Below are 19095 nucleotides of genomic sequence, written 5' to 3' on the forward strand. Positions count from 1 at the left end.
TTTCTCTTTCGCCGGAGTAGCTCAACTGGTAGAGCAACTGACTTGTAATCAGTAGGTTGAGGGTTCAAGTCCTTTCTCCGGCACCACTCAAGTTTGAGCCATTAGCTCAGTTGGTAGAGCATCTGACTTTTAATCAGAGGGTCGAAGGTTCGAATCCTTCATGGCTCACCATTTTTACAACTTCATTATTGCCACGCGGGTGTGGCGGAACTGGCAGACGCACTAGACTTAGGATCTAGCGCCTTCGGGCGTGGGGGTTCGACTCCCTTCACCCGCACCATTTTTGCGGAAGTAGTTCAGTGGTAGAACGCCACCTTGCCAAGGTGGAGGTCGCGAGTTCGAACCTCGTCTTCCGCTCCATTTTTTTGCACAATCTTGCTGACCCTAAGCCGGGGTGGCGGAACTGGCAGACGCACAGGACTTAAAATCCTGCGGTAGGTGACTACCGTACCGGTTCGATTCCGGTCCTCGGCACCATTAAGCAAAAAAACCGTAGGTTTTCTAAATAATGCGCCCGTAGCTCAATTGGATAGAGTACTTGACTACGAATCAAGCGGTTAGAGGTTCGAGTCCTCTCGGGCGCGCCATATTTTCAACTCAGCAGTTTCAGTTCGGGAAGTAGCTCAGCTTGGTAGAGCACTTGGTTTGGGACCAAGGGGTCGCAGGTTCGAATCCTGTCTTCCCGACCATTCAATGGGGCCTTAGCTCAGCTGGGAGAGCGCCTGCCTTGCACGCAGGAGGTCAGCGGTTCGATCCCGCTAGGCTCCACCAACTATTATATTAAAGATCCTGGCGGCGTAGCTCAGCTGGCTAGAGCGTACGGTTCATACCCGTAAGGTCGGGGGTTCGATCCCCTCTGCCGCCACTTTTTTAGGACCTTTAGCTCAGTTGGTTAGAGCAGACGGCTCATAACCGTCCGGTCGCAGGTTCGAGTCCTGCAAGGTCCACCATTTATTATTATCACGGAGGAATACCCAAGTTTGGCTGAAGGGATCGGTCTTGAAAACCGACAGGGGAGTCAAATCCCGCGGGGGTTCGAATCCCTCTTCCTCCTCCATTTACTTTAAAATGTGTGGACTATCATTTTTCAAACTTCTATATAATAGAAGAAACTCAATTATTATTGTCGCGGGGTAGAGCAGTTCGGTAGCTCGTCGGGCTCATAACCCGGAGGTCGCAGGTTCAAATCCTGCCCCCGCAACCAAAAAGGTCCCGTGGTGTAGCGGTTAACATGCCTGCCTGTCACGCAGGAGATCGCCGGTTCGATCCCGGTCGGGACCGCCATTTTTATCTTAATTATGTGGGTCAGTAGCTCAGTTGGTAGAGCATTAGATTGAAGCTCTAAGTGTCGGCGGTTCGATTCCGTCCTGACCCACCATTTTTTGCGGGTGTAGTTTAGTGGTAAAACCTCAGCCTTCCAAGCTGATGATGAGAGTTCGATTCTCTTCACCCGCTCCATTATACATATGGGCCTATAGCTCAGCTGGTTAGAGCGCACGCCTGATAAGCGTGAGGTCGATGGTTCGAGTCCATTTAGGCCCACCATTCCGAAGTAGCTCAGTGGTAGAGCACCGCACTGTTAATGCGATGGTCGTAGGTTCGAGTCCTACCTTCGGAGCCATACTGGGGAAGTACTCAAGTGGCTGAAGAGGCGCCCCTGCTAAGGGTGTAGGTCGGGAAACCGGCGCGAGGGTTCAAATCCCTCCTTCTCCGCCAGTAATTGGCCCCTTGGTCAAGCGGTTAAGACACCGCCCTTTCACGGCGGTAACACGGGTTCGAATCCCGTAGGGGTCATCTTAAAAGAGACATGCATTCAATTGCATGTCTCTTTTTGTTTTGCCTGATTCAAGAAAAGCCACTCTTGACGGAGTGGCTATTTTTGTTGAATCACAAGTTCTTGTTTTTTGGTGGCTGCCTGGCTATGGATCATCATACCGAACATCACTGTGGCGATTCCAATCCAAGCTATAGAAGAAGGTAAAGCAATCGAGAGGAAAATCACTTCTCCCGCTAACGCAAACACCACTTCTAAAGACTGAGTAGCTTCTACAGCAGCCAGTTTTCTCATGTCTTGGCGCACCAGGTCTGTGGCCATGAAAAACAAGACGGTCGCGACTATACCGGAACAAATGGCAACAAGCAATGATTGGAGCATCTGAGATGAACTTGGTGCCCCTTCAATCCACAATCCATAGCCAGAAAGCATGATCCAAAAAGGAAGACTCGCTAAGGTCATACCGAGAACGCGTTGATATGCATCCAGCCTGCCATCGCAAAGTTCCATCATCTTGCGGTTGCCTAAGGGATAAGCAAATGAAGCTAAGAGGACGGGAAGAAAACCTAATAGAAAGCTTTTTAAAGGCATGTGCTGAGCATTCTCCAGCTGCAGAAGCAAAACTCCTAAAAGAATGATGAGAGACAATGCTAATCCCCGATAAGGTATTGTTTCCCGGACGAGAAGAGAGCCGTTTCGCGTCTGGATGGTTGAGTAGAACAACGGAGCCAATAAAGAACCTGAGATGATGGTGATTTGCCAAGTACCGGCAATCAGCCAACCAGGAGAATAGGCAGCTGCATAGCATAAGGGGGCATAAAAGAGAACGAATCCAATAAAGCTCCATAGCAGCCATGCAGCAGGCTTGTTTTTCATTTCCGCTAAAAGCGGCTTTAGGTTTCTTCTAGCAAGTACTATCACCAGTAAAAATGGCACCATAAAAAGATAGCGCAAAGAGGCGCTCCAAACCCAGCTTCCTCCTGATGCTTCCATACTGGCATTTAAAACAAAGGTGAAGGCGAAAAAGAAAGCCGCAAAAATTCCAATTGCAATAGAGCGCACATGATTTCCTCCTGCTTCAGAAAATTTATCTCAATATATCGCGTTTATGCATCGAGGTCAATACAAGGCGCCCTTTCCTTTTTCGGATAGCTGCAGGTTACTTGCCGAAAATCGAGTCTACAAGTTCATGCTATTCTTTATTGAGTAAAATGGCAGAAATAATTTAGACATAAATGCACTAGTTTTGGATTCCAATATAAGGGGAAATACAGCAAATGTTGTGCTGAATTTAGCAGAAAAGAGTATGATATAAGATAGAGATTAAAAAGTGAAGCAGATTGTGCTTAAATTGCACAACCAGTTTAAAACGGAGGGAAAAAGATGAATCCACAACAGTATTCATCGATTGAACAATCTACGGATACGCGTTACTCAGCGTATCGTTTTTACACTGAAACAATTGAAGTGTCGCGCATGTCGGCATTGGCTTTTTTTGAAGCCGGAGAAAAGCAGTACAAGGGAAAACGCATGTTTTGGCAAAACCGCGAAAAGACCTTTACTTTGGTTGGCCTTGGGCATGCGCATGTGCTCGCTTCTTCGGTTCAGCAAGGCCGTTTTGAAGAAATTAAGCAGAAGTGGGAGAGTCTGTGCAAACAGATTGTGAATGAAGAACCGGATGTCGAACCGATTTTATTCGGCGGTTTTTCATTTGATCCGTTAAATGAACTTGAAAGTGAATGGACGCATTTTCCAGAAGCTTATTTTGCAGTGCCTTCTTTCCAATTGGTCATTAAAGATGATCAAGCTTACGTCAGCATCAATTTGATCACGGCAGAAAAGGAGACGTTCAATCAATTCGAGCTTATGCGAAAAGAACGTGACCGGCTGATCCATGCGGCACAGGTTCTGGAGTTGCCGAAGTATCAGAAACCGTTAGTAATGGACCGCACGGAAATCAAAAAAGAACAGTATCTTGATTCGATTGATAAAGTCACTGGCATCATTAAAGCGGAACAGGCAGAAAAAGTGGTGATTGCCCGATCGTTGAAATTGGACTTTGAAGAGCCGCTTTCGGCTTCTTCGGCGTTGTACCAAGTTTCGGAAGAACAGCCCGAAAGTTTCTTGTTCGGGATGGAAGCAGAAACCCAGTTTTTCTTCGGCGCTACACCCGAACGCCTTGTAAAAGTGAAAGAAAGCCAGGCGTTGTCCACTTGTCTTGCCGGGTCGACTCCGCGCGGAAAAACCATGGAAAAAGATATGGAACTTGGGGAAGCGTTGCTGAATGACAAGAAAAATCGGTCGGAACATCAATATGTAGTAGATATGATCCGTGAAGTATTCAATGGCCATACTTCACGTTTAACTGTACCCAATGTCCCGAAACTGATGAAAATACGGGACATCCAGCATTTGCATACGCCGGTAGAAGGAGAGCTGAATTCCGGTTCTACTTTGTTTGACCTGGTCCGCGACTTGCATCCAACTCCGGCACTTGGCGGGGAGCCGAAACAAGAAGCTCTGGATATAATACGCGAGTATGAAACGATGAACCGGGGGTATTACGCGGCGCCGGTTGGGTGGATTGATGCAAAAGGCGATGGGGAGTTTGCCGTAGCGATCCGCTCAGCGCTATTAAATGAAAAAGAAGCTTATTTATACGCAGGAGGCGGAATTGTAGAAGATTCCACACCTGAATCGGAGTACGATGAAACCTGGGTTAAATTCAGACCGATGCTGCGTGCACTTGGAGGTCTATTAAGTGACGAATCGTAAATCTTTAACAGAATATGTATCCGCATTTACCCATTCACTCATGCATTTAGGCATCACGGATGTCGTCATCAGTCCAGGATCCCGTTCTACTCCGCTTGCCTATGCTTGCATGAAGCAAGAGGGCCTGACCGTTTACCGGCAGATTGATGAGCGGTCGGCTGCCTATTTTGCACTTGGGATGGCCAAAGCATCCGGCAATCCGGTTATGCTGCTTTGCACATCTGGAACAGCAGCAGCGAATTATTTTCCCGCTATTGTAGAAGCTTATTATGCAAGGGTGCCACTTTTGGTCGTAACGGCAGACCGGCCCCATGAATTGCGTGAAGTCGGTGCTCCGCAGGCCATCAATCAAATCAATCTATTCGGTTCCCATGTGAAATGGGCGACCGATTTGCCGATGCCGGAAGACAACAACTTGCTTGAGTTTTTGGCGCGCCATTTGCATCGTTCGGTGGCAACGGCCAAAACAGAGCCAAAAGGACCGGTGCATTTGAATGTGCCGTTCCGTGAACCTTTACGGATTGATTTTGACCAGCCCTTTGAAAGCCGGGGTGAAATGATGCATTTCACCGGGGAATTTAAGCTGAACCAGGAGACGGAGACATTTCTGCAAAAATTGCTGCAAACAGAGCGGGGCTTATTGGTAGTAGGAGAAATGACAGCTCCGATGCCGCAAGAATTTTGGCAGTTTATTGCAGATTTGCAATGGCCGGTGCTTGCAGATCCATTGTCTAATCTGCGCGCCAACGTCAAACCGGAACATCAGCATTTGATCATTGATTCCTATGATGCGATTTTAAAAAGTGAGGCGTTCAAGGCTGCGATGGCACCTGAAGCGGTCATCCGTATCGGACCGCAGCCGGTATCCAAGCCGCTGACGTTGTTTTTGGCGGCGGTTAAACCGAAAACCTATGTCGTCTTCGATGAAAGCGCGATGATGCGCGATGCCCAGTCGGTTGTGACGCATCACATTCAATCGGCTGCTAAAGGTTTGTGGCAGCTGCCGGTCAAAACGAGAGAAAACAATGCCTATACAGCAAAATGGCAGCAGGCATCCGAATTGTATTGGCGATTGATGGAGCAGCATTGCGAACAAGAACTGGACGAAGGCGTATTGGCAAAAGTGCTGTTTGATGAACTGGACGAATGCCATTTGGTGGTCAGCAGCAGTATGCCGATCCGCGACTTGGACACGTATTTTCAGACAACCGATCGTGATGTGGTGGTTTATGCCAACCGCGGAGCAAACGGCATTGATGGCGTGGTTTCAACCGCTTTCGGTGTGCAGGCGGCTGCTAAACGCCCGACTTATTTATTGATCGGCGATTTATCTTTTTTGCATGACATGAACGGGTTGATTGCTTCGAAAATGCAGGAAACGGATTTGACGATCGTGGTGATGAATAACGACGGCGGCGGCATTTTCTCTTATTTGCCGCAGTCGGAAGAAGAACGTTATTTTGAAGACTTGTTTGGAACGCCGACAGGGATGAATTTTGAAGATGCTGGACGTATGTATGATACGGAATATGCCTCTGTAATGACGAAAGAAGAGCTTGTGCAAGCACTGCGTACGCCTAAACAAAAAGCCGTTAAAATCATTGAAGTCTTTACCGATAGACAACAAAACGTGAAGGTCCACCGGAAACTGTGGAACCGGCTGAGCGAGGAGCTGTCGAAGTAATGGAGATGGAGATTGCCGGGGTTCGGTATTATGTAGAAGTTTTGAATACGGACAAAGCGCCGACCATCGTTTTTCTCCATGGCTTTACGGGAAGCTCGAAAACCTGGGACGAAGTGGTGAAGTTTTTCCCGGATTACAAAATTGTACAGGTTGATTTGATCGGCCATGGCAGAACGGAATCACCGGAAGATTCGGCGCGTTATACGATGGAGCGGCAAATCGATGATTTGGACGTGCTTCTCCGCCAATTAAAAGTGGAACGCTTTGCTTTGGTCGGCTATTCGATGGGGGGGCGCACAGCGCTTGCTTATGCCTGCACGCATCCCGAACGCCTGGGCGCGCTGGTGTTGGAAAGTTCGTCTCCCGGTTTGAAAACCGTTTCGGACCGCTTGGAGCGGCAGCAGCGCGACAGTGAGCTGGCGTTAAAAATTTTGGCGAATGGCATTGCTTCATTTGTGAATAGCTGGGAGAATATTCCGCTGTTTAACAGCCAGAAAAGTTTGCCGGTAAACGTCAGGCAAGCGGTTCGGGCAGAGCGGCTGTCCCAAAATCCATTGGGCCTTGCCAACAGCTTGATCGGCATGGGCACCGGCAGCCAGTCTTCCTATTGGGGCAAACTCAATAAGCTGGAAGTTCCCGTTTTGCTGCTGACAGGCACATTGGATCCCAAGTTTATGGCAATTGCTGAAGAGATGAAACAAACCTTGCCGAAAGTCCAGCACGGTGTTATTGAAGCGGGCCATGCATTACATGTGGAAAAACCCGCTGAATTTGCTACAATGGTAAAGGAGTATTTGAGTTTACATTATCGAGGAGGAAAATCATGACACGCGAATGGATTACAGAACGTACATATGAAGATATCAAGTATGAAACGTACAACGGCATTGCCAAAATTACGATCAACCGTCCGGAGGTGCGCAATGCATTCCGTCCGAAAACCGTACATGAAATGATCGATGCATTTTCACGTGCACGCGATGATTCAAAAGTAGGCGTTATCGTTTTAACTGGCGAAGGCGAAAAAGCATTCTGCTCTGGAGGCGACCAATCGGTACGCGGACACGGCGGCTATGTTGGGGAAGATGAAATTCCTCGCTTGAACGTATTGGATCTGCAGCGCTTGATCCGTGTGATTCCAAAACCGGTTGTTGCCATGGTGGCGGGATATGCTATCGGAGGCGGACACGTCCTGCACGTGGTATGCGACTTGACGATTGCTGCTGACAACGCACGCTTCGGCCAAACAGGCCCTCGTGTCGGTTCATTTGATGCCGGCTATGGTTCCGGTTATTTGGCCCGCATCATCGGCCATAAGAAAGCACGTGAAATTTGGTACTTGTGCCGCCAATACGACGCTCAGGAAGCATTGGATATGGGCTTAGTCAATACAGTGGTCCCTTACGACCAATTGGAAGATGAAACCGTAAAATGGTGTGAGGAAATGCTTGAAATGAGCCCGACTGCACTTCGCTTTGTAAAAGCGGCAATGAATGCGGATACGGACGGCCTTGCTGGACTTCAGCAAATGGCTGGAGACGCAACATTGCTTTACTACACAACCGATGAAGCAAAAGAAGGACGCGATGCGTTTAAAGAAAAACGCAAACCGGATTTCGGCCAATTCCCTCGTTTCCCTTGATCGACGAATAATCAGAAGCTGTCCTTTACAGGGGCAGCTTTTTTTAAAGAAAGGATTTTTGAAATGACATATCCGAATTGGCTGAGCCAGCGGAGCTTCTTAAGTGGGAGCCGCATGGCTTTATCATTCAAGGAACAGCAATGGACATTTGAGGAAATCAATGAAATCGCGCTTGAGTATGCCGGGAAACTTGCAGCGCTCGGCGTCCGGCAAGAGTCGCGCGTCGCCATCCTGGCCAAGTCCAACCCTGAGTTTGTCTTTGTCATGTACGGGTGCCTGCATGTCGGCTGTGAAATGGTCATGCTCAATGAACGCCTGGCTGCACCGGAACTTGCTTACCAGATCGACGATTCAAAAGCTGAATTTGTTTTGGCCGATGATGAGCTGCAGGGAAAAGTGGCGGACTGGAATCCGGTTTTATTCAGCGCCATCCGGGAGACGATTCCGGCAAGGTTTGACATTCAGCCTCAGTGGGACAAAGAACGCACCATTTCGATCATGTATACATCCGGGACAACGGGCAATCCGAAGGGAGTCCGCCAGACGGCAGAAAACCATTTTTCAAGCGCGGTATCATCCGCGCTGAATATCGGCATCTCGCCGGAAGATGTCTGGCTTTGTTCGGTGCCGCTCTTTCATATCAGTGGATTTTCGATTTTGATGCGGTCGCTGATTTATGGCATGGGTGTGCGTTTGTACGAAAAATTCGATGCAACACGCAGTGCGGAAGAAATCTGCAATGGCACAGTGACCCATATGTCACTGGTCGGCGTCATGCTTGAACGCGTACTGAGCAATGTGGAAGAAGCGTCCATGAATGCGTCGCCGCGATTTAAAGCGATTCTTGCAGGGGGCGGGCCGATCCCTGTGGCGTATATCCAGCGGGCCGAACGGTGCGGCATCCCGGTTCTCCAAACCTACGGCATGACCGAAACGTCTTCACAAACCACGACTTTGCAATCTGCAGACGCTGAGCGGAAAATCGGCTCTTCCGGAAAGCCTTTGTTTTTGTATCAAGTGAAAATTGAAGGAACCGGCCAGCCGGGTGAAAAAGGAGAGATTTTGATTCAAGGGCCGCAAGTGACGCCCGGGTATATTGGCAAGTTTTCAGACCGCAATGTTAAGGAAGACGGCTGGCTCCATACAGGGGACATCGGTTACATGGATGAAGAAGGCTTTTTATTCGTCATTGACCGGCGCTCGGATTTAATCGTTTCAGGCGGGGAAAATATTTACCCGGCCGAGATTGAGAAAGTGCTGCTTGCGCATCCAGCTGTCCGGGAAGCAGGCGTATGCGGGGTGACGGATGCGCAATGGGGCGAAATTCCGGCCGCGTTTGTTGTATTGAATGCACCGGCAGAAGCAGAGGAATTGATCGCTTACTGCAAGGATCAAATTGCCTCCTATAAAGTACCGAAACGTTTATCCTTTGTTGAAGCGCTGCCGCGCAATGCATCAAATAAACTGCTTAGAAGAGAGCTGAAGCAATGGAACTGACCATTACGGCCATTGGCATATATGAAGTAAGAAAACCATTAAAACAGCCATTTAAGACTTCTTTGCAGACAGTGGAAGAACGGGAAAGCCTGATTATAAAAGTCAGCGATGCAGAAGGCTCAAGTGGCTACGGAGAGTGTGTCGCGTTCACAACTCCGTGGTACACGGAAGAAACGGTGGTGAGCTGCCGTTTTGTCATTCAAGAAGTGCTGATGCCGTTATTGCTGCATCAAAACTTGAAGCATCCCGGACAAGTCAACCGGATCTTCCAGCAAGTGAAAGGCAATCGGATGGCAAAAGCCGCTGTTGAAATGGCTGTCTGGGATTTATTCGCCAAGAAAAAAGGCGTGCCGTTGTGGAAACTGGTCGGCGGAGAACAAAAGCCGATTCCAGCAGGCATTGTCGTGGCGGCAGATCCGGAGAACATCGAACGCCAGGTGGCAAAGGCAACTGCGGCAGGATACAAACGCATCAAAATCAAAATCAGTCCTTCTTCTGATCTGGATTTGCTGTCAGGCATCATCCGGAAATACCCGGAGCAGCTATTTTTCGCAGATGCCAATGGCACTTTTGCGGAAGAAACCTTTGAGCAATTGCTGGAACTTGACCAGGCGGGCTTTGCCTTGATCGAACAGCCTTTTGGGGAAGAACAATGGCAGCTTCATGCAAAAGCGAAGAATTCCATGAAAACTGCTATTTGCCTAGATGAAAGCATCCGCAGTTTCGAAGACGTCCAACGGATGATTGAAGAACAAGCGGGGGACATGATTGTCCTGAAAATGGGGCGCCTTGGCGGCTGGAGTGAGACGCTTAAAATTGCGAGGTTATGCAATAACCATTCCATCGGCATGTGGGTTGGCGGGATGATTGAGTTCGGCGTATCGAAAGCGCATAATCTGGCTCTGGCATCCTTGCCCGAAATCATCTTGCCCGGCGATTTTTCCGATTCGCATCATTTTTGGGAGGAAGACATTGTCGTCCCGGAAATTCATGTGGACAACGGCGAAGTAGCGCTAAGTACTGAGAATGGTATTGGATATGAAGTGAAATTATAAAAAGTCTGAATCCTTTACGGATTTCAGGCTTTTTTTTTGGTAAGATTGAAATCATGAAACAGAAATACGTTAATAATTAAAGTACAGAAATGAGGTCAATAGATAAATGAGAGATTTCAAAAAAGCTAAGATACACAATTTGTCAGTGGGCATGCCGAAAACCTTGAAGTACGGCAACGGCAAAGAAATGCAGTCAGCTATTGAAAAGCAAGCAGTCGAGCGGGTATTTTTGGCGAAAGAAGGGTTCCACGGAGACCAAGTGGCAGATTTGAAGCATCACGGCGGAGCGGAACGGGCCGTGTGCATTTACCCGGCGGAGCATTACCCGCTATGGGAACAGGAATTCCAGAAGACGCTGCCGCCGGCAACATTCGGAGAAAATTTGACAGTGTCAGGCATGCTGGAACAGGATGTATACATCGGCGATATTTTCCGGGTTGGCGAGGCAATTATTCAAGTGACGCAAGGAAGAGTGCCTTGCCAGACCATTGATCGCCGGCTGGAAATGACCCCTTTAATGAAGCGGATGGTGAAGACCGGTTTTACCGGGTATCTTTGCCGTGTCATTGAAGAAGGAGAAATTCGAGCGGATTCAGACATTGAATTGGTTGAGTCGCATCCTGAACAAATCTCTGTTCTTTATACCAATGAAGTGAATTTTCACCGTGCCAAAGACATCGAGGCAATGACAAAGATATTGAAAGTAGATGCGTTGGCGGAAGAATGGCGGAAACATTTCGAGAAACGGCTGGAGAAATTGACTGCTTCCCGCTAAAAAATTGAAATCCCGGCAAGAAAATAGATGAGATGATCGGTGATCTGGCAAAAAACGTTCTGTACGCAAACAGATTATGATCCCAAAAAGGATGTATGATAAAAGTCAGGGAAATGAATCTTTTTGCCTCTTTTTACGTATAATGGAAAGTGGAGTGGTTTAAGAGGAGGGCGTGCCGATGCGGGGGATTGTTTTACTATTAATGTTGGGATTTACGTTTCTAATGTTCAATGATTTTTTCCCTGAAGCATTGCCGGATTTGAAGGTTTCCAAATGGATCGTTTTACTGCTTTTCTTAGTTATTTTCACGTGCATAAGCGTTTTGGCCGATAAAGAACAAGAGGAGCGGCGAACATTTAAATGGACTTTGTATAGCAGCTTGTATTTACTGTTTGTGGTCATCGGTATGAGTGTGCTTGGCGGGCATTCCACATCGGGAATTTCTCTCGACAACCCAATCGTATGGGCGTTGTTCTTGGTGTCGCTTTTCCAAATTTCAATTCAGCTAAAGCGCCGGAATTCCAAAAAATCACAAGAACTATAAAAAGCTTGGGAGTGATGCAATGTTTTTAAAAAGAATCAGTTTGATGCGGGAACAAGTACCGGATTTTACGCAGTACCCGTTTGATATTCCGTCGATTGCTAGTTTCGATCAATTGAATTTGGTGAGTCCCGTAACCTTCTTTGTCGGAGAAAACGGTTCGGGGAAGTCGACGCTGCTGGAAGCGATTGCGGATAAGTGCGGCTTTAATACCGCTGGCGGCGGGCGCAATAATACATATGAAACACATGCGGCAGAATCGGAACTCGGGGACTACGTCCGGCTGTCCTGGATGCCGAAAGTGTCAAACGGCTTTTTCATGCGGGCGGAATCTTTTTATCATTTTGCTTCCCATATTGACGAATTACAAAGGGATGGGAATGATGCTTATCGGAGCTACGGCGGCCGTTCGCTGCATGCTCAGTCCCACGGCGAATCGTTTCTGTCGCTGTTCATGAACCGCTTTAACGGACAGGCCATCTATCTTCTTGATGAGCCGGAAGCGGCGCTGTCTCCACAGCGCCAGCTGACTTTCCTGCGCATCATGCACGAGCTGGCAGAAGAAGAGGAATGCCAATTTATCATTGCCACACATTCGCCGATTCTTTTGGGCTACCCGGGAGCACAAATCCTGAGCTTTGATGGTGGGGCCATTGAAGAAATCGGCTATGAAGAAACGGACCATTTTAAAATCACCAAGTATTTTCTGGACCATCGTGAAAAGTTTTTGAAAGAGCTGTTGGAAGAAGAATAAAACAGGTAACTGGATGGGAGAGATTGGATTGGGGAATCGCGGCATTTGGGAAGAAACAGAGGAAAGTTCGGAAATAGCACCAGTGAGTGAAACGATGATCAACAAAGCAGAAGAAGAACTGGGAGTGAAACTGCCGCAGGCCTATCTTCAATTGCTGCGCGAACAAAACGGCGGATCGATCCGTTTTAATGCCCATCTGGCAAGTGAACCAAACGTCTGGGCAGAAGACCATGTTCAGATTGAGCATATCATGGGCATTGAAGAAGGCGAAGGCATACTCGCCAGTGCCTACTTAATCGAAGAATGGGATATGCCGAAGGGTTTGGTGCTTTTGACAGGAGACGGCCATTCGTGGGTTGCGCTGGATTACCGGCAAGTAAAAGAAAATCCGCCTGTCATTTATATTGATAATGAAGGCGGCCAATTATTTGAACTTGCGCCTTCTTTCGAGGTTTTTCTGGAGGGGCTTTATACTGCTGACATAGAGATGGAAGACTACGAATACAGGGAAGAAATTGAGTTGTCGGAAGAGCAAGTGGCAGAAGGACTCGATTCGGATGATCCGGAAACCCTAATAAGGTCGCTGAACCATATTGAAGCCAATCCGGTCTTGTATCATCCGCTGATAGAAGAGAAACTTCCGAAGTTGTTAAAGCATCAAAATCCACAATTTAGAGAATTTGCTGTGGTTTATGCTTTTCATTTTCAAGGAAAAGGCGCATTAAGCAATGAACTGAGAGAACTGATATTGTCATTCGTCGAAAACGATGAAGAATTGAATTATTACATCGAGAGTTTCAAGGAGCAATAAAAAAGCCAAAGCCGCGATGGGGGCGAGAGCGGCTTTGGCTTCGTGTCTACGATTGCTTTAGGTTTTCCTGGACCCGGTACCTGACGATTTCGCGGACCAATTCAAGCGGAAGTGGTTCATCAAGTGGAAACTGGACAGAGCCTTTGGCGCTTTTGTAGCGGGATAATTGTTCGGCGAAAGCGGCAATGCCGCTAGGGGCAGGGTAAAAGCCGATATGGTTCTTGAAAGCCGCAAAATGGACGAGATTGCCATTAAGATAAAAAGTCGGCATTTGATAGCTGATTTTTTCTGCCGCCTGGGGCGCTTCCTCTTTGATTACCGTGCGCAGCTGTTGGAGCTTTTCCTGGATGTCCATCGGAAATTGGCTGATGTATTCATCAATCGTATGAAAGGATTCTTTTTCAGGTTTCATCGGTTCTCCTTTCTGTGAAGAAAAATCCTCACTCTTTTGTTCGTTTATCTTTAGCTCGATTATATACAAAAAAGGCGAAATCCCATCGGATTTCGCCTTTCTATTTATTTTAATGCTTTTTCTAATGTCTGCAGGTTCTTTTCCATCAAGGTGAAGTAAGTTTCTTCGTTATCAATATCTTCTTGGGTAAGTACGCCTAAATTGTGCATCTGAAGTGCTTCTGCTCCAACTTCTTTTTGGATGACTTCCGTTAAATTGGATGAAACATTCTGTTCAAAAATAATGTAGTTGATGTTTTTTTCTTTCGCCTGATCCACAATTTGAGTCAATTCTTTTTGCGAAGGCTCGTCCTGGCTGTTCAGTCCGGCAATGGCCACTTGTTCAAACCCGTAAGGCTCGGCAATATAGCCGAACGCTGAATGGGAGACAAAGAAAGTGTCGTTTTCGACGCGTTCTGCAAGTTCGCTGAATGAGCGGTCCAAGTTCTCGAGTTCCACAATGAGCTCTGCATAATTGCTTTCGTACGTCCCAGAACCATCAGGATCTGCTTCAATCAGTGAATCCTTGATGGATTCGGCCAATGTCTGGCTCAGTACAGGCGACATCCAGACATGGGGATCCGTGGAGCCGTGGTTGTGCCCTTCATGCCCTTCTTCCTCATGGGCTTCTTCTTCGTGTCCTTCTTCTTCATGTGCGTGCTCTTCTTCTTCAGCATGTTCTCCGTGGCTGGCAGCCTCCAATTGTTCATCTGTTATGGCATCGGCTGCTGCGACAAACTGCACATTTTCATCACTGAGTGTTTTTTTCGCACTGTCAATAAAACCTTCCAAGCCTAAACCAATGTAAAACATCAAATCGGCTTCCGCAAGCGCAATCATGTCCTGTTGGGTCGGTTCAAAGCTGTGCTCGTTGGCGCCAGCCGGGTAAACCGATTCAACAGTGACACGATCTCCGCCGATGCGCTCAGTGAAATAAGTAAGCGGATAAACCGTGGTTTTGACATGCAGTTTGGAATCATCTTCTGATTCCGTTTGGGAATCGATTGCCGGATTGCCGCATGCTGCTAAAAATAGAATAAGGGCAAGAAAGGGGATTAACTTTTTCATTATGTACCTCCAAATTGTAATGATTACGTTTTAATAACAAAATGTATGTTACAGCATGTTATTAAAAAACACAAGAAAAACCACCAAATTATTTTTTTGGTGGCCATTGTTCCGGAACAAAATCGACTCCGCCTTTATTGAATGGATGGCATCGAAGGATCCGCCGTACGGCGAGATAGCCGCCTTTGAATGCACCGTGCTTTTCCACTGCTTCGATTCCATAGTGGGAGCAGGTCGGGTAAAAACGGCAGCTTGGAGGCGATAAAGGGGAGATGAACCGCTGGTAAAAGCGGAAGATTTTCAACAAGATGGTCTTCATTTGAAGTCAGCTTCTTTCTGGAAAAGATTACGTATGTTTATTGTAAGCAGAGGGGAGGTATAAATAAAGTATAAGAGCTTATTAAACTAATTGGAGAGTGATTTGGAATGTCAGCAGAATTAAATCAGGAATTAAACGTACAGGTCGCAACATGGTCAGTCGTTTATACAAAATTACATAATTTCCACTGGTATGTAAAAGGGCATCAGTTCTTTACATTGCATGTGAAATTTGAGGAGCTGTACAACGAAGCGACTCTACATATGGATGAAATTGCAGAACGCTTGTTGGCGCTTGGCGGCAAGCCGGTCGCAACGATGAAAGAGCAGCTGGAATTGTCGGTTGTCGATGAAGCGACCAGCCAGGAAAATTCAGATGAGATGGTGCAGACCGTCGTATCAGATTTCGACAAAATCATGAAATCCTTGAAAAAAGGCATGGAGTTGGCAGCTGCCGACAATGACGATATGACAGAAGACATGCTTAATGCCATCCACCAAAATCTTGAGAAACATTCTTGGATGTTGTCAGCATTTTTGGGCGAAAAGAAGTAAGATAGAGATACAGAAGCGTACACTGATAATATCAGGGTACGCTTTTTCTGATGTCCAAGAGGTGAAATGATGGAATATATCGATTTGAACGGCTGCCGCTGCGAACTGTCATTTGAGCCTGGAACGTTTCCGATTGAAAGCAGGCATGTACTGGTGATCTGTAAATTCAACGATAAATGGGTGCTGACAAAGCACTCGATACGCGGCCTTGAATTTCCAGGCGGCAAGGTGGAACCAGGTGAAAGTTTGAGGCAGGCCGCAAAAAGGGAAGTATACGAAGAAACCGGTGCAGTCATCCGCAATCCCGAATGGTTTGCGGAGTATGTCGTCTTTTCGGAAAAACCGTTTTGCAAAACCGTTTTTCTGGCGGAAGTGGAGCGCCTGGAGAAAATCGAAAAGATGGAAACCGAAGGAATTGTGTTAATGGAAAAACTCCATCCGGACGGTTCCTTCAGCTTTTTGATGAAAGACGCCGGAATGAAGGAAATTATAAAGAAGGTGAAGCAACTTGGAAAATGGGGCAATTGAATCGCGAAAAATGTATCCGTCGCCCAATCCACATGTCCGTTTGACTGAAATCGTCTACTGGTCAGATGGTTTGCGGGTGAAGGGGCTGTTGGCGGAACCGAAAGAGGCCGGCGACTGGAGCGGCATTCTTTATTTGAGAGGCGGCATCCAGTCCATCGGGATGGTGCGCCCGGCACGCATTGCGCAATTTGCAGCCCAAGGGTTTGTGGTGTTTGCTCCTTATTACCGGGGCAACCGGGGCGGGGAAGGCCGTGATGAATTTGCTGGAGCCGACCGGTGGGACGCTGTTCATGCAGTTGACGTATTGAAAAAGTTCAGCAATGAAAATGTGCATATATTAGCTTTCTCGCGCGGCGGCATTATGGCGCTATGGACAGCCGTGTTAAGAGGGGACATTAGCTCTGTCGTCACATGGGCCGGCGTTACGGATACGGTGCTAACGTATAAGGAGCGGCCGGATATGCGGCGCATGATGAAACGCTTGTATGGCGGAACACCGAATACGGCGTTAACCGCATACGAAGAACGCAACCCCTTATTGCGCTTGGACGAAGTGAATGCGCCCGTCTTAATCATCCATGGCCTGAAAGACGAAAACGTTTATCCCGGACAGGCTTATTTGCTGGAAGAAGCTTTGAAAATGAATGACCAACCGCACGAAACTTGGTATTTCCCGGAATACACCCATTTCTTTCCGCCAGCAGCAAACCGCAAGACGGCAAGAGCTCTGACGGAATGGATGAGAAGGCAAGAGCAGTAAGTCAGGAGATAGAATAAAATTTAAAGGTACTCAAGCAAAAAAGCTATCCCGAAGGATAGCTTTTTTGCTTATGGCTTATAGCGGTGTTGGTCCGCCTTGTGCGCTGATATCAGCAGAAACGGTGCCGAATTTTTTGAAGTTTTCCTGGAATTTCTGAGAAAGTTCTTTCGCTTTTTGCTCGTAAGCTTCTTTATCAGCCCAAGCGTCGCGAGGGTTCAGGATGTTAGCAGGTACGCCTTCAATTTGTTTTGGAATTTGCAGACCGAAGATTGCTTCCTGTTCTGTTTCCACGTCATGAAGTTCGCCTTTGATTGCCGCGCGGACCATTGTACGCGTGTAGGACAATTTCATGCGGCTTCCAACGCCATATTCGCCGCCTGTCCAGCCTGTGTTTACCAGGAAGACGTCTACGCCGTGCTCATCAATTTTCTGGCCAAGCATTTCTGCGTATACTGTAGCATGAAGCGGCAAGAATGGAGAACCGAAGCAAGTCGAGAATGTCGCTTCCGGAGAAGTGACGCCGCGCTCCGTTCCAGCAAGCTTCGACGTGTAGCCGCTCAAGAAATGGTACATCGCTTGTTCTTTTGTCAACTTGCTGATTGGAGGCAATACGCCGAACGCATCAGCAGTCAAGAAAACGATGGTTTTCGGATGGCCGGCAACCGATGGATCGACAATATTGTCAATTGCCTGGATCGGATAAGCCGCGCGTGTGTTTTCCGTCAAAGAACCATCGTTGTAATCCGGAATACGTGTTTCTGGATCAACAACAACGTTTTCCAGGACAGAACCAAAACGGATGGCGTCGTAAATTTGCGGTTCGTGCTCACGTGAAAGGTTGATTGTTTTCGCGTAGCAGCCGCCTTCAATATTGAATACGCCGTTGTCTGACCAGCCATGCTCGTCATCGCCGATCAATTTGCGGTCTTGGTCTGCAGATAAAGTTGTTTTGCCTGTGCCGGATAAACCGAAGAACAACGCCACATCGCCGTCTTTCCCAACGTTTGCTGAACAGTGCATTGGAAGAATGCCTTTTTCAGGCAGGATGTGGTTCATAATTGAGAAAATGGATTTTTTCATTTCGCCGGCGTATTCTGTACCGCCGATCAAGATGATTTTCTTTTCCATTGAAACGATGATGAATGTTTCTGAATCGGTGCCATCCACTGCAGGGTCAGCATGGAAAGTTGGTGCATAAACAACAGTGAATTCCGCTTCATGTGCTGCTAATTCTTCAGCAGTCGGGCGGATGAATAATTGATGGGCGAAAAGATTATGCCACGCGTATTCATTGACCGTCTGGATTGCCAAACGGGACTCAGGGTCTGCTCCTGCAAAGCCTTTGAAAACGTATAAAGCATCCTGTTTTTTCAGATGCTCAATTACTTTGTTATATAAGTTTTCAAAAACCTCAGAAGAAATCGGGCGGTTTACGGAACCCCAATCGACTTTGTCTTTAGAAATATCTTCTTCTACTATATACTTATCTTTAGGTGAACGGCCTGTGTATTTGCCTGTTTCAGCTTTAACAGCACCTTCTCGAGTCAATACGGCTTCCCCACGTGATGTTGCAGCTTCCACTAATTGTGGAACTGAAAGCTGGACGTGCACATTTTGGCCATTTAAAAGATCCTTAAGATTATTTGCGAAGTTCACTGGATTCATTTATATGTACCTTCCTTTTCGGTTATTCCCATGGCAATGGGGAGGATGTATATTCGAACATTAGTATAACACATTCAAACTAATAGTCTATACTAATAACCAATTGTTATGAAAAAAATCCTTTTTATGCGCCTGTAACAAAAAATATAGCGGTTTAATTGCAATATTGTCGTTGTTTGAACGAAAATCGTTGACATCACTTCCTACTTTCCGTATGATGAAAAATTGAACGGATACTCTTATTCCGAGCTGGTGGAGGGGACAGGCCCTATGAAACCCGGCAACCTGCTGCTGCATGCAGAGAAGGTGCCAAACCTGAAGCAAGGTCTCAACCTTGGACGATAAGAGTGAAAGGTGCTTATGATGATTTCTCCTTTCCACATGCAGATGCTGGATGGGATTTTTTTATGAAATTGCCCTTAATCCTCGTGTACAAAGGCCAC

At 47.2% G+C, this 19095-nt stretch carries 17 protein-coding genes, 19 tRNA genes, 1 pseudogene and 1 riboswitch; of the genes and pseudogenes, 32 read left to right on the forward strand and 5 right to left on the reverse strand.

Annotation, left to right across the window (positions count from 1 at the left end; all coding sequences use genetic code 11):
- Positions 1 to 10 precede the first annotated feature (10 nt).
- From BLQ32_RS12275 to BLQ32_RS12365, 19 genes are all read left to right on the forward strand, one after another.
- Positions 11 to 86, forward strand: a tRNA-Thr gene (locus tag BLQ32_RS12275).
- Positions 87 to 95: 9 nt separating this feature from the next.
- Positions 96 to 171 (forward strand) — tRNA-Lys (locus BLQ32_RS12280).
- Positions 172 to 195: 24 nt separating this feature from the next.
- Positions 196 to 280 (forward strand) — tRNA-Leu (locus BLQ32_RS12285).
- Between the two features lie 5 nt (positions 281 to 285).
- Positions 286 to 360, forward strand: a tRNA-Gly gene (locus tag BLQ32_RS12290).
- A 28-nt stretch (positions 361 to 388) separates the two neighbouring features.
- A tRNA-Leu gene (locus BLQ32_RS12295) sits at positions 389 to 477 on the forward strand.
- A 33-nt stretch (positions 478 to 510) separates the two neighbouring features.
- Positions 511 to 587: transfer RNA gene (locus BLQ32_RS12300), tRNA-Arg, on the forward strand.
- 25 nt (positions 588 to 612) lie between these two features.
- Positions 613 to 689 (forward strand) — tRNA-Pro (locus BLQ32_RS12305).
- 6 nt (positions 690 to 695) lie between these two features.
- Positions 696 to 771, forward strand: a tRNA-Ala gene (locus tag BLQ32_RS12310).
- Between the two features lie 20 nt (positions 772 to 791).
- Positions 792 to 865, forward strand: a tRNA-Met gene (locus tag BLQ32_RS12315).
- A gap of 8 nt (positions 866 to 873) precedes the next feature.
- A tRNA-Ile gene (locus tag BLQ32_RS12320) sits at positions 874 to 950 on the forward strand.
- Positions 951 to 964: 14 nt separating this feature from the next.
- Positions 965 to 1057, forward strand: a tRNA-Ser gene (locus BLQ32_RS12325).
- A 70-nt stretch (positions 1058 to 1127) separates the two neighbouring features.
- A tRNA-Met gene (locus BLQ32_RS12330) sits at positions 1128 to 1204 on the forward strand.
- Between the two features lie 4 nt (positions 1205 to 1208).
- Positions 1209 to 1284 (forward strand) — tRNA-Asp (locus BLQ32_RS12335).
- Between the two features lie 18 nt (positions 1285 to 1302).
- Positions 1303 to 1378 (forward strand) — tRNA-Phe (locus BLQ32_RS12340).
- Between the two features lie 6 nt (positions 1379 to 1384).
- Positions 1385 to 1458, forward strand: a tRNA-Gly gene (locus tag BLQ32_RS12345).
- A gap of 10 nt (positions 1459 to 1468) precedes the next feature.
- Positions 1469 to 1545: transfer RNA gene (locus tag BLQ32_RS12350), tRNA-Ile, on the forward strand.
- 1 nt (position 1546) lies between these two features.
- Positions 1547 to 1621 (forward strand) — tRNA-Asn (locus tag BLQ32_RS12355).
- A 4-nt stretch (positions 1622 to 1625) separates the two neighbouring features.
- A tRNA-Ser gene (locus BLQ32_RS12360) sits at positions 1626 to 1716 on the forward strand.
- A 6-nt stretch (positions 1717 to 1722) separates the two neighbouring features.
- A tRNA-Glu gene (locus BLQ32_RS12365) sits at positions 1723 to 1794 on the forward strand.
- A gap of 79 nt (positions 1795 to 1873) precedes the next feature.
- On the opposite strand, the gene BLQ32_RS12370 is transcribed toward BLQ32_RS12365, so the two are convergent.
- A complete protein-coding gene (locus BLQ32_RS12370) occupies positions 1874 to 2836 on the reverse strand; it encodes a DMT family transporter (protein WP_074510549.1) in 963 nt (320 codons plus the stop codon).
- A 321-nt stretch (positions 2837 to 3157) separates the two neighbouring features.
- Between BLQ32_RS12370 and BLQ32_RS12375 the strand changes: the two genes are divergently transcribed.
- From BLQ32_RS12375 to BLQ32_RS20155, 10 genes and pseudogenes are all read left to right on the forward strand, one after another.
- Positions 3158 to 4549: an isochorismate synthase gene (locus tag BLQ32_RS12375; protein WP_074510550.1), complete on the forward strand. Its 1392-nt coding sequence runs from the start codon at positions 3158 to 3160 to the stop codon at positions 4547 to 4549.
- Positions 4536 to 6233 (forward strand): 2-succinyl-5-enolpyruvyl-6-hydroxy-3-cyclohexene-1-carboxylic-acid synthase, encoded by a 1698-nt coding sequence (gene menD / locus BLQ32_RS12380; RefSeq protein ID WP_074510551.1) that lies wholly within the window; start codon positions 4536 to 4538, stop codon positions 6231 to 6233. The genes BLQ32_RS12375 and menD overlap by 14 nt, the downstream gene beginning before the upstream one ends.
- A complete protein-coding gene (menH, locus tag BLQ32_RS12385) occupies positions 6233 to 7060 on the forward strand; it encodes a 2-succinyl-6-hydroxy-2,4-cyclohexadiene-1-carboxylate synthase (RefSeq protein ID WP_074510552.1) in 828 nt (275 codons plus the stop codon). Before menD ends, menH begins: the two co-directional genes overlap by 1 nt.
- Positions 7057 to 7875, forward strand: a complete 819-nt coding sequence (gene menB / locus BLQ32_RS12390; protein WP_053167727.1) for a 1,4-dihydroxy-2-naphthoyl-CoA synthase — start codon at positions 7057 to 7059, stop codon at positions 7873 to 7875. The genes menH and menB overlap by 4 nt, the downstream gene beginning before the upstream one ends.
- 63 nt (positions 7876 to 7938) lie before the next feature.
- Positions 7939 to 9372, forward strand: a complete 1434-nt coding sequence (locus BLQ32_RS12395; RefSeq protein ID WP_074510553.1) for an o-succinylbenzoate--CoA ligase — start codon at positions 7939 to 7941, stop codon at positions 9370 to 9372.
- On the forward strand, positions 9363 to 10427 hold the full coding sequence (gene menC, locus BLQ32_RS12400; protein ID WP_083335326.1) for an o-succinylbenzoate synthase: 1065 nt from the start codon (positions 9363 to 9365) through the stop codon (positions 10425 to 10427). Before BLQ32_RS12395 ends, menC begins: the two co-directional genes overlap by 10 nt.
- Before the next feature lie 106 nt (positions 10428 to 10533).
- Positions 10534 to 11202 carry an MOSC domain-containing protein gene (locus BLQ32_RS12405; protein ID WP_074510554.1) on the forward strand — a complete coding sequence of 223 codons (669 nt, stop codon included), beginning with the start codon at positions 10534 to 10536 and terminating at the stop codon, positions 11200 to 11202.
- Between the two features lie 178 nt (positions 11203 to 11380).
- The gene (locus BLQ32_RS12410) at positions 11381 to 11746 is read left to right on the forward strand and encodes a hypothetical protein (protein ID WP_074510555.1); all 366 of its coding nucleotides are present in this window, start codon (positions 11381 to 11383) and stop codon (positions 11744 to 11746) included.
- A gap of 19 nt (positions 11747 to 11765) precedes the next feature.
- Positions 11766 to 12497, forward strand: a complete 732-nt coding sequence (locus BLQ32_RS12415) for an AAA family ATPase (RefSeq protein WP_074510556.1) — start codon at positions 11766 to 11768, stop codon at positions 12495 to 12497.
- A 13-nt stretch (positions 12498 to 12510) separates the two neighbouring features.
- Positions 12511 to 12990 (forward strand): annotated as a pseudogene (locus BLQ32_RS20155) (SMI1/KNR4 family protein); the annotation flags it as partial.
- Between the two features lie 364 nt (positions 12991 to 13354).
- Here BLQ32_RS20155 and BLQ32_RS12425 read toward each other — a convergent pair.
- The 3 genes from BLQ32_RS12425 to yidD all read right to left on the reverse strand — a co-directional run bounded on the left by BLQ32_RS12425 (position 13355) and on the right by yidD (position 15145).
- Positions 13355 to 13720, reverse strand: a complete 366-nt coding sequence (locus tag BLQ32_RS12425; RefSeq protein ID WP_074510558.1) for an iron chaperone — start codon at positions 13718 to 13720, stop codon at positions 13355 to 13357.
- A 104-nt stretch (positions 13721 to 13824) separates the two neighbouring features.
- Positions 13825 to 14826: a metal ABC transporter solute-binding protein, Zn/Mn family gene (locus BLQ32_RS12430; RefSeq protein WP_074510559.1), complete on the reverse strand. Its 1002-nt coding sequence runs from the start codon at positions 14824 to 14826 to the stop codon at positions 13825 to 13827.
- An 88-nt stretch (positions 14827 to 14914) separates the two neighbouring features.
- Positions 14915 to 15145 (reverse strand): membrane protein insertion efficiency factor YidD, encoded by a 231-nt coding sequence (gene yidD, locus BLQ32_RS12435; RefSeq protein WP_074510560.1) that lies wholly within the window; start codon positions 15143 to 15145, stop codon positions 14915 to 14917.
- A 107-nt stretch (positions 15146 to 15252) separates the two neighbouring features.
- Here yidD and BLQ32_RS12440 point away from each other — a divergent pair, with 107 nt between their 5' ends.
- The 3 genes from BLQ32_RS12440 (at position 15253) to BLQ32_RS12450 (ending at position 16987) form a co-directional block, all read left to right on the forward strand.
- Positions 15253 to 15699, forward strand: coding sequence for a Dps family protein (locus tag BLQ32_RS12440; RefSeq protein ID WP_036802183.1), 447 nt, complete (start codon positions 15253 to 15255; stop codon positions 15697 to 15699).
- A 69-nt stretch (positions 15700 to 15768) separates the two neighbouring features.
- Positions 15769 to 16227, forward strand: a complete 459-nt coding sequence (ytkD, locus tag BLQ32_RS12445) for an RNA deprotection pyrophosphohydrolase (protein ID WP_083335327.1) — start codon at positions 15769 to 15771, stop codon at positions 16225 to 16227.
- Positions 16208 to 16987, forward strand: a complete 780-nt coding sequence (locus BLQ32_RS12450) for an alpha/beta hydrolase family protein (RefSeq protein ID WP_083335328.1) — start codon at positions 16208 to 16210, stop codon at positions 16985 to 16987. The genes ytkD and BLQ32_RS12450 overlap by 20 nt, the downstream gene beginning before the upstream one ends.
- Before the next feature lie 75 nt (positions 16988 to 17062).
- Here the strand turns inward: BLQ32_RS12450 and pckA are convergent, their stop codons facing one another.
- On the reverse strand, positions 17063 to 18652 hold the full coding sequence (gene pckA / locus BLQ32_RS12455; protein WP_074510562.1) for a phosphoenolpyruvate carboxykinase (ATP): 1590 nt from the start codon (positions 18650 to 18652) through the stop codon (positions 17063 to 17065).
- Between the two features lie 236 nt (positions 18653 to 18888).
- A riboswitch (SAM riboswitch) is annotated at positions 18889 to 19000 on the forward strand.
- Positions 19001 to 19095: the final 95 nt, after the last annotated feature.

Source organism: Planococcus glaciei (genome assembly GCF_900099655.1).
Classification (GTDB): Bacteria; Bacillota; Bacilli; order Bacillales_A; family Planococcaceae; genus Planococcus; species Planococcus glaciei.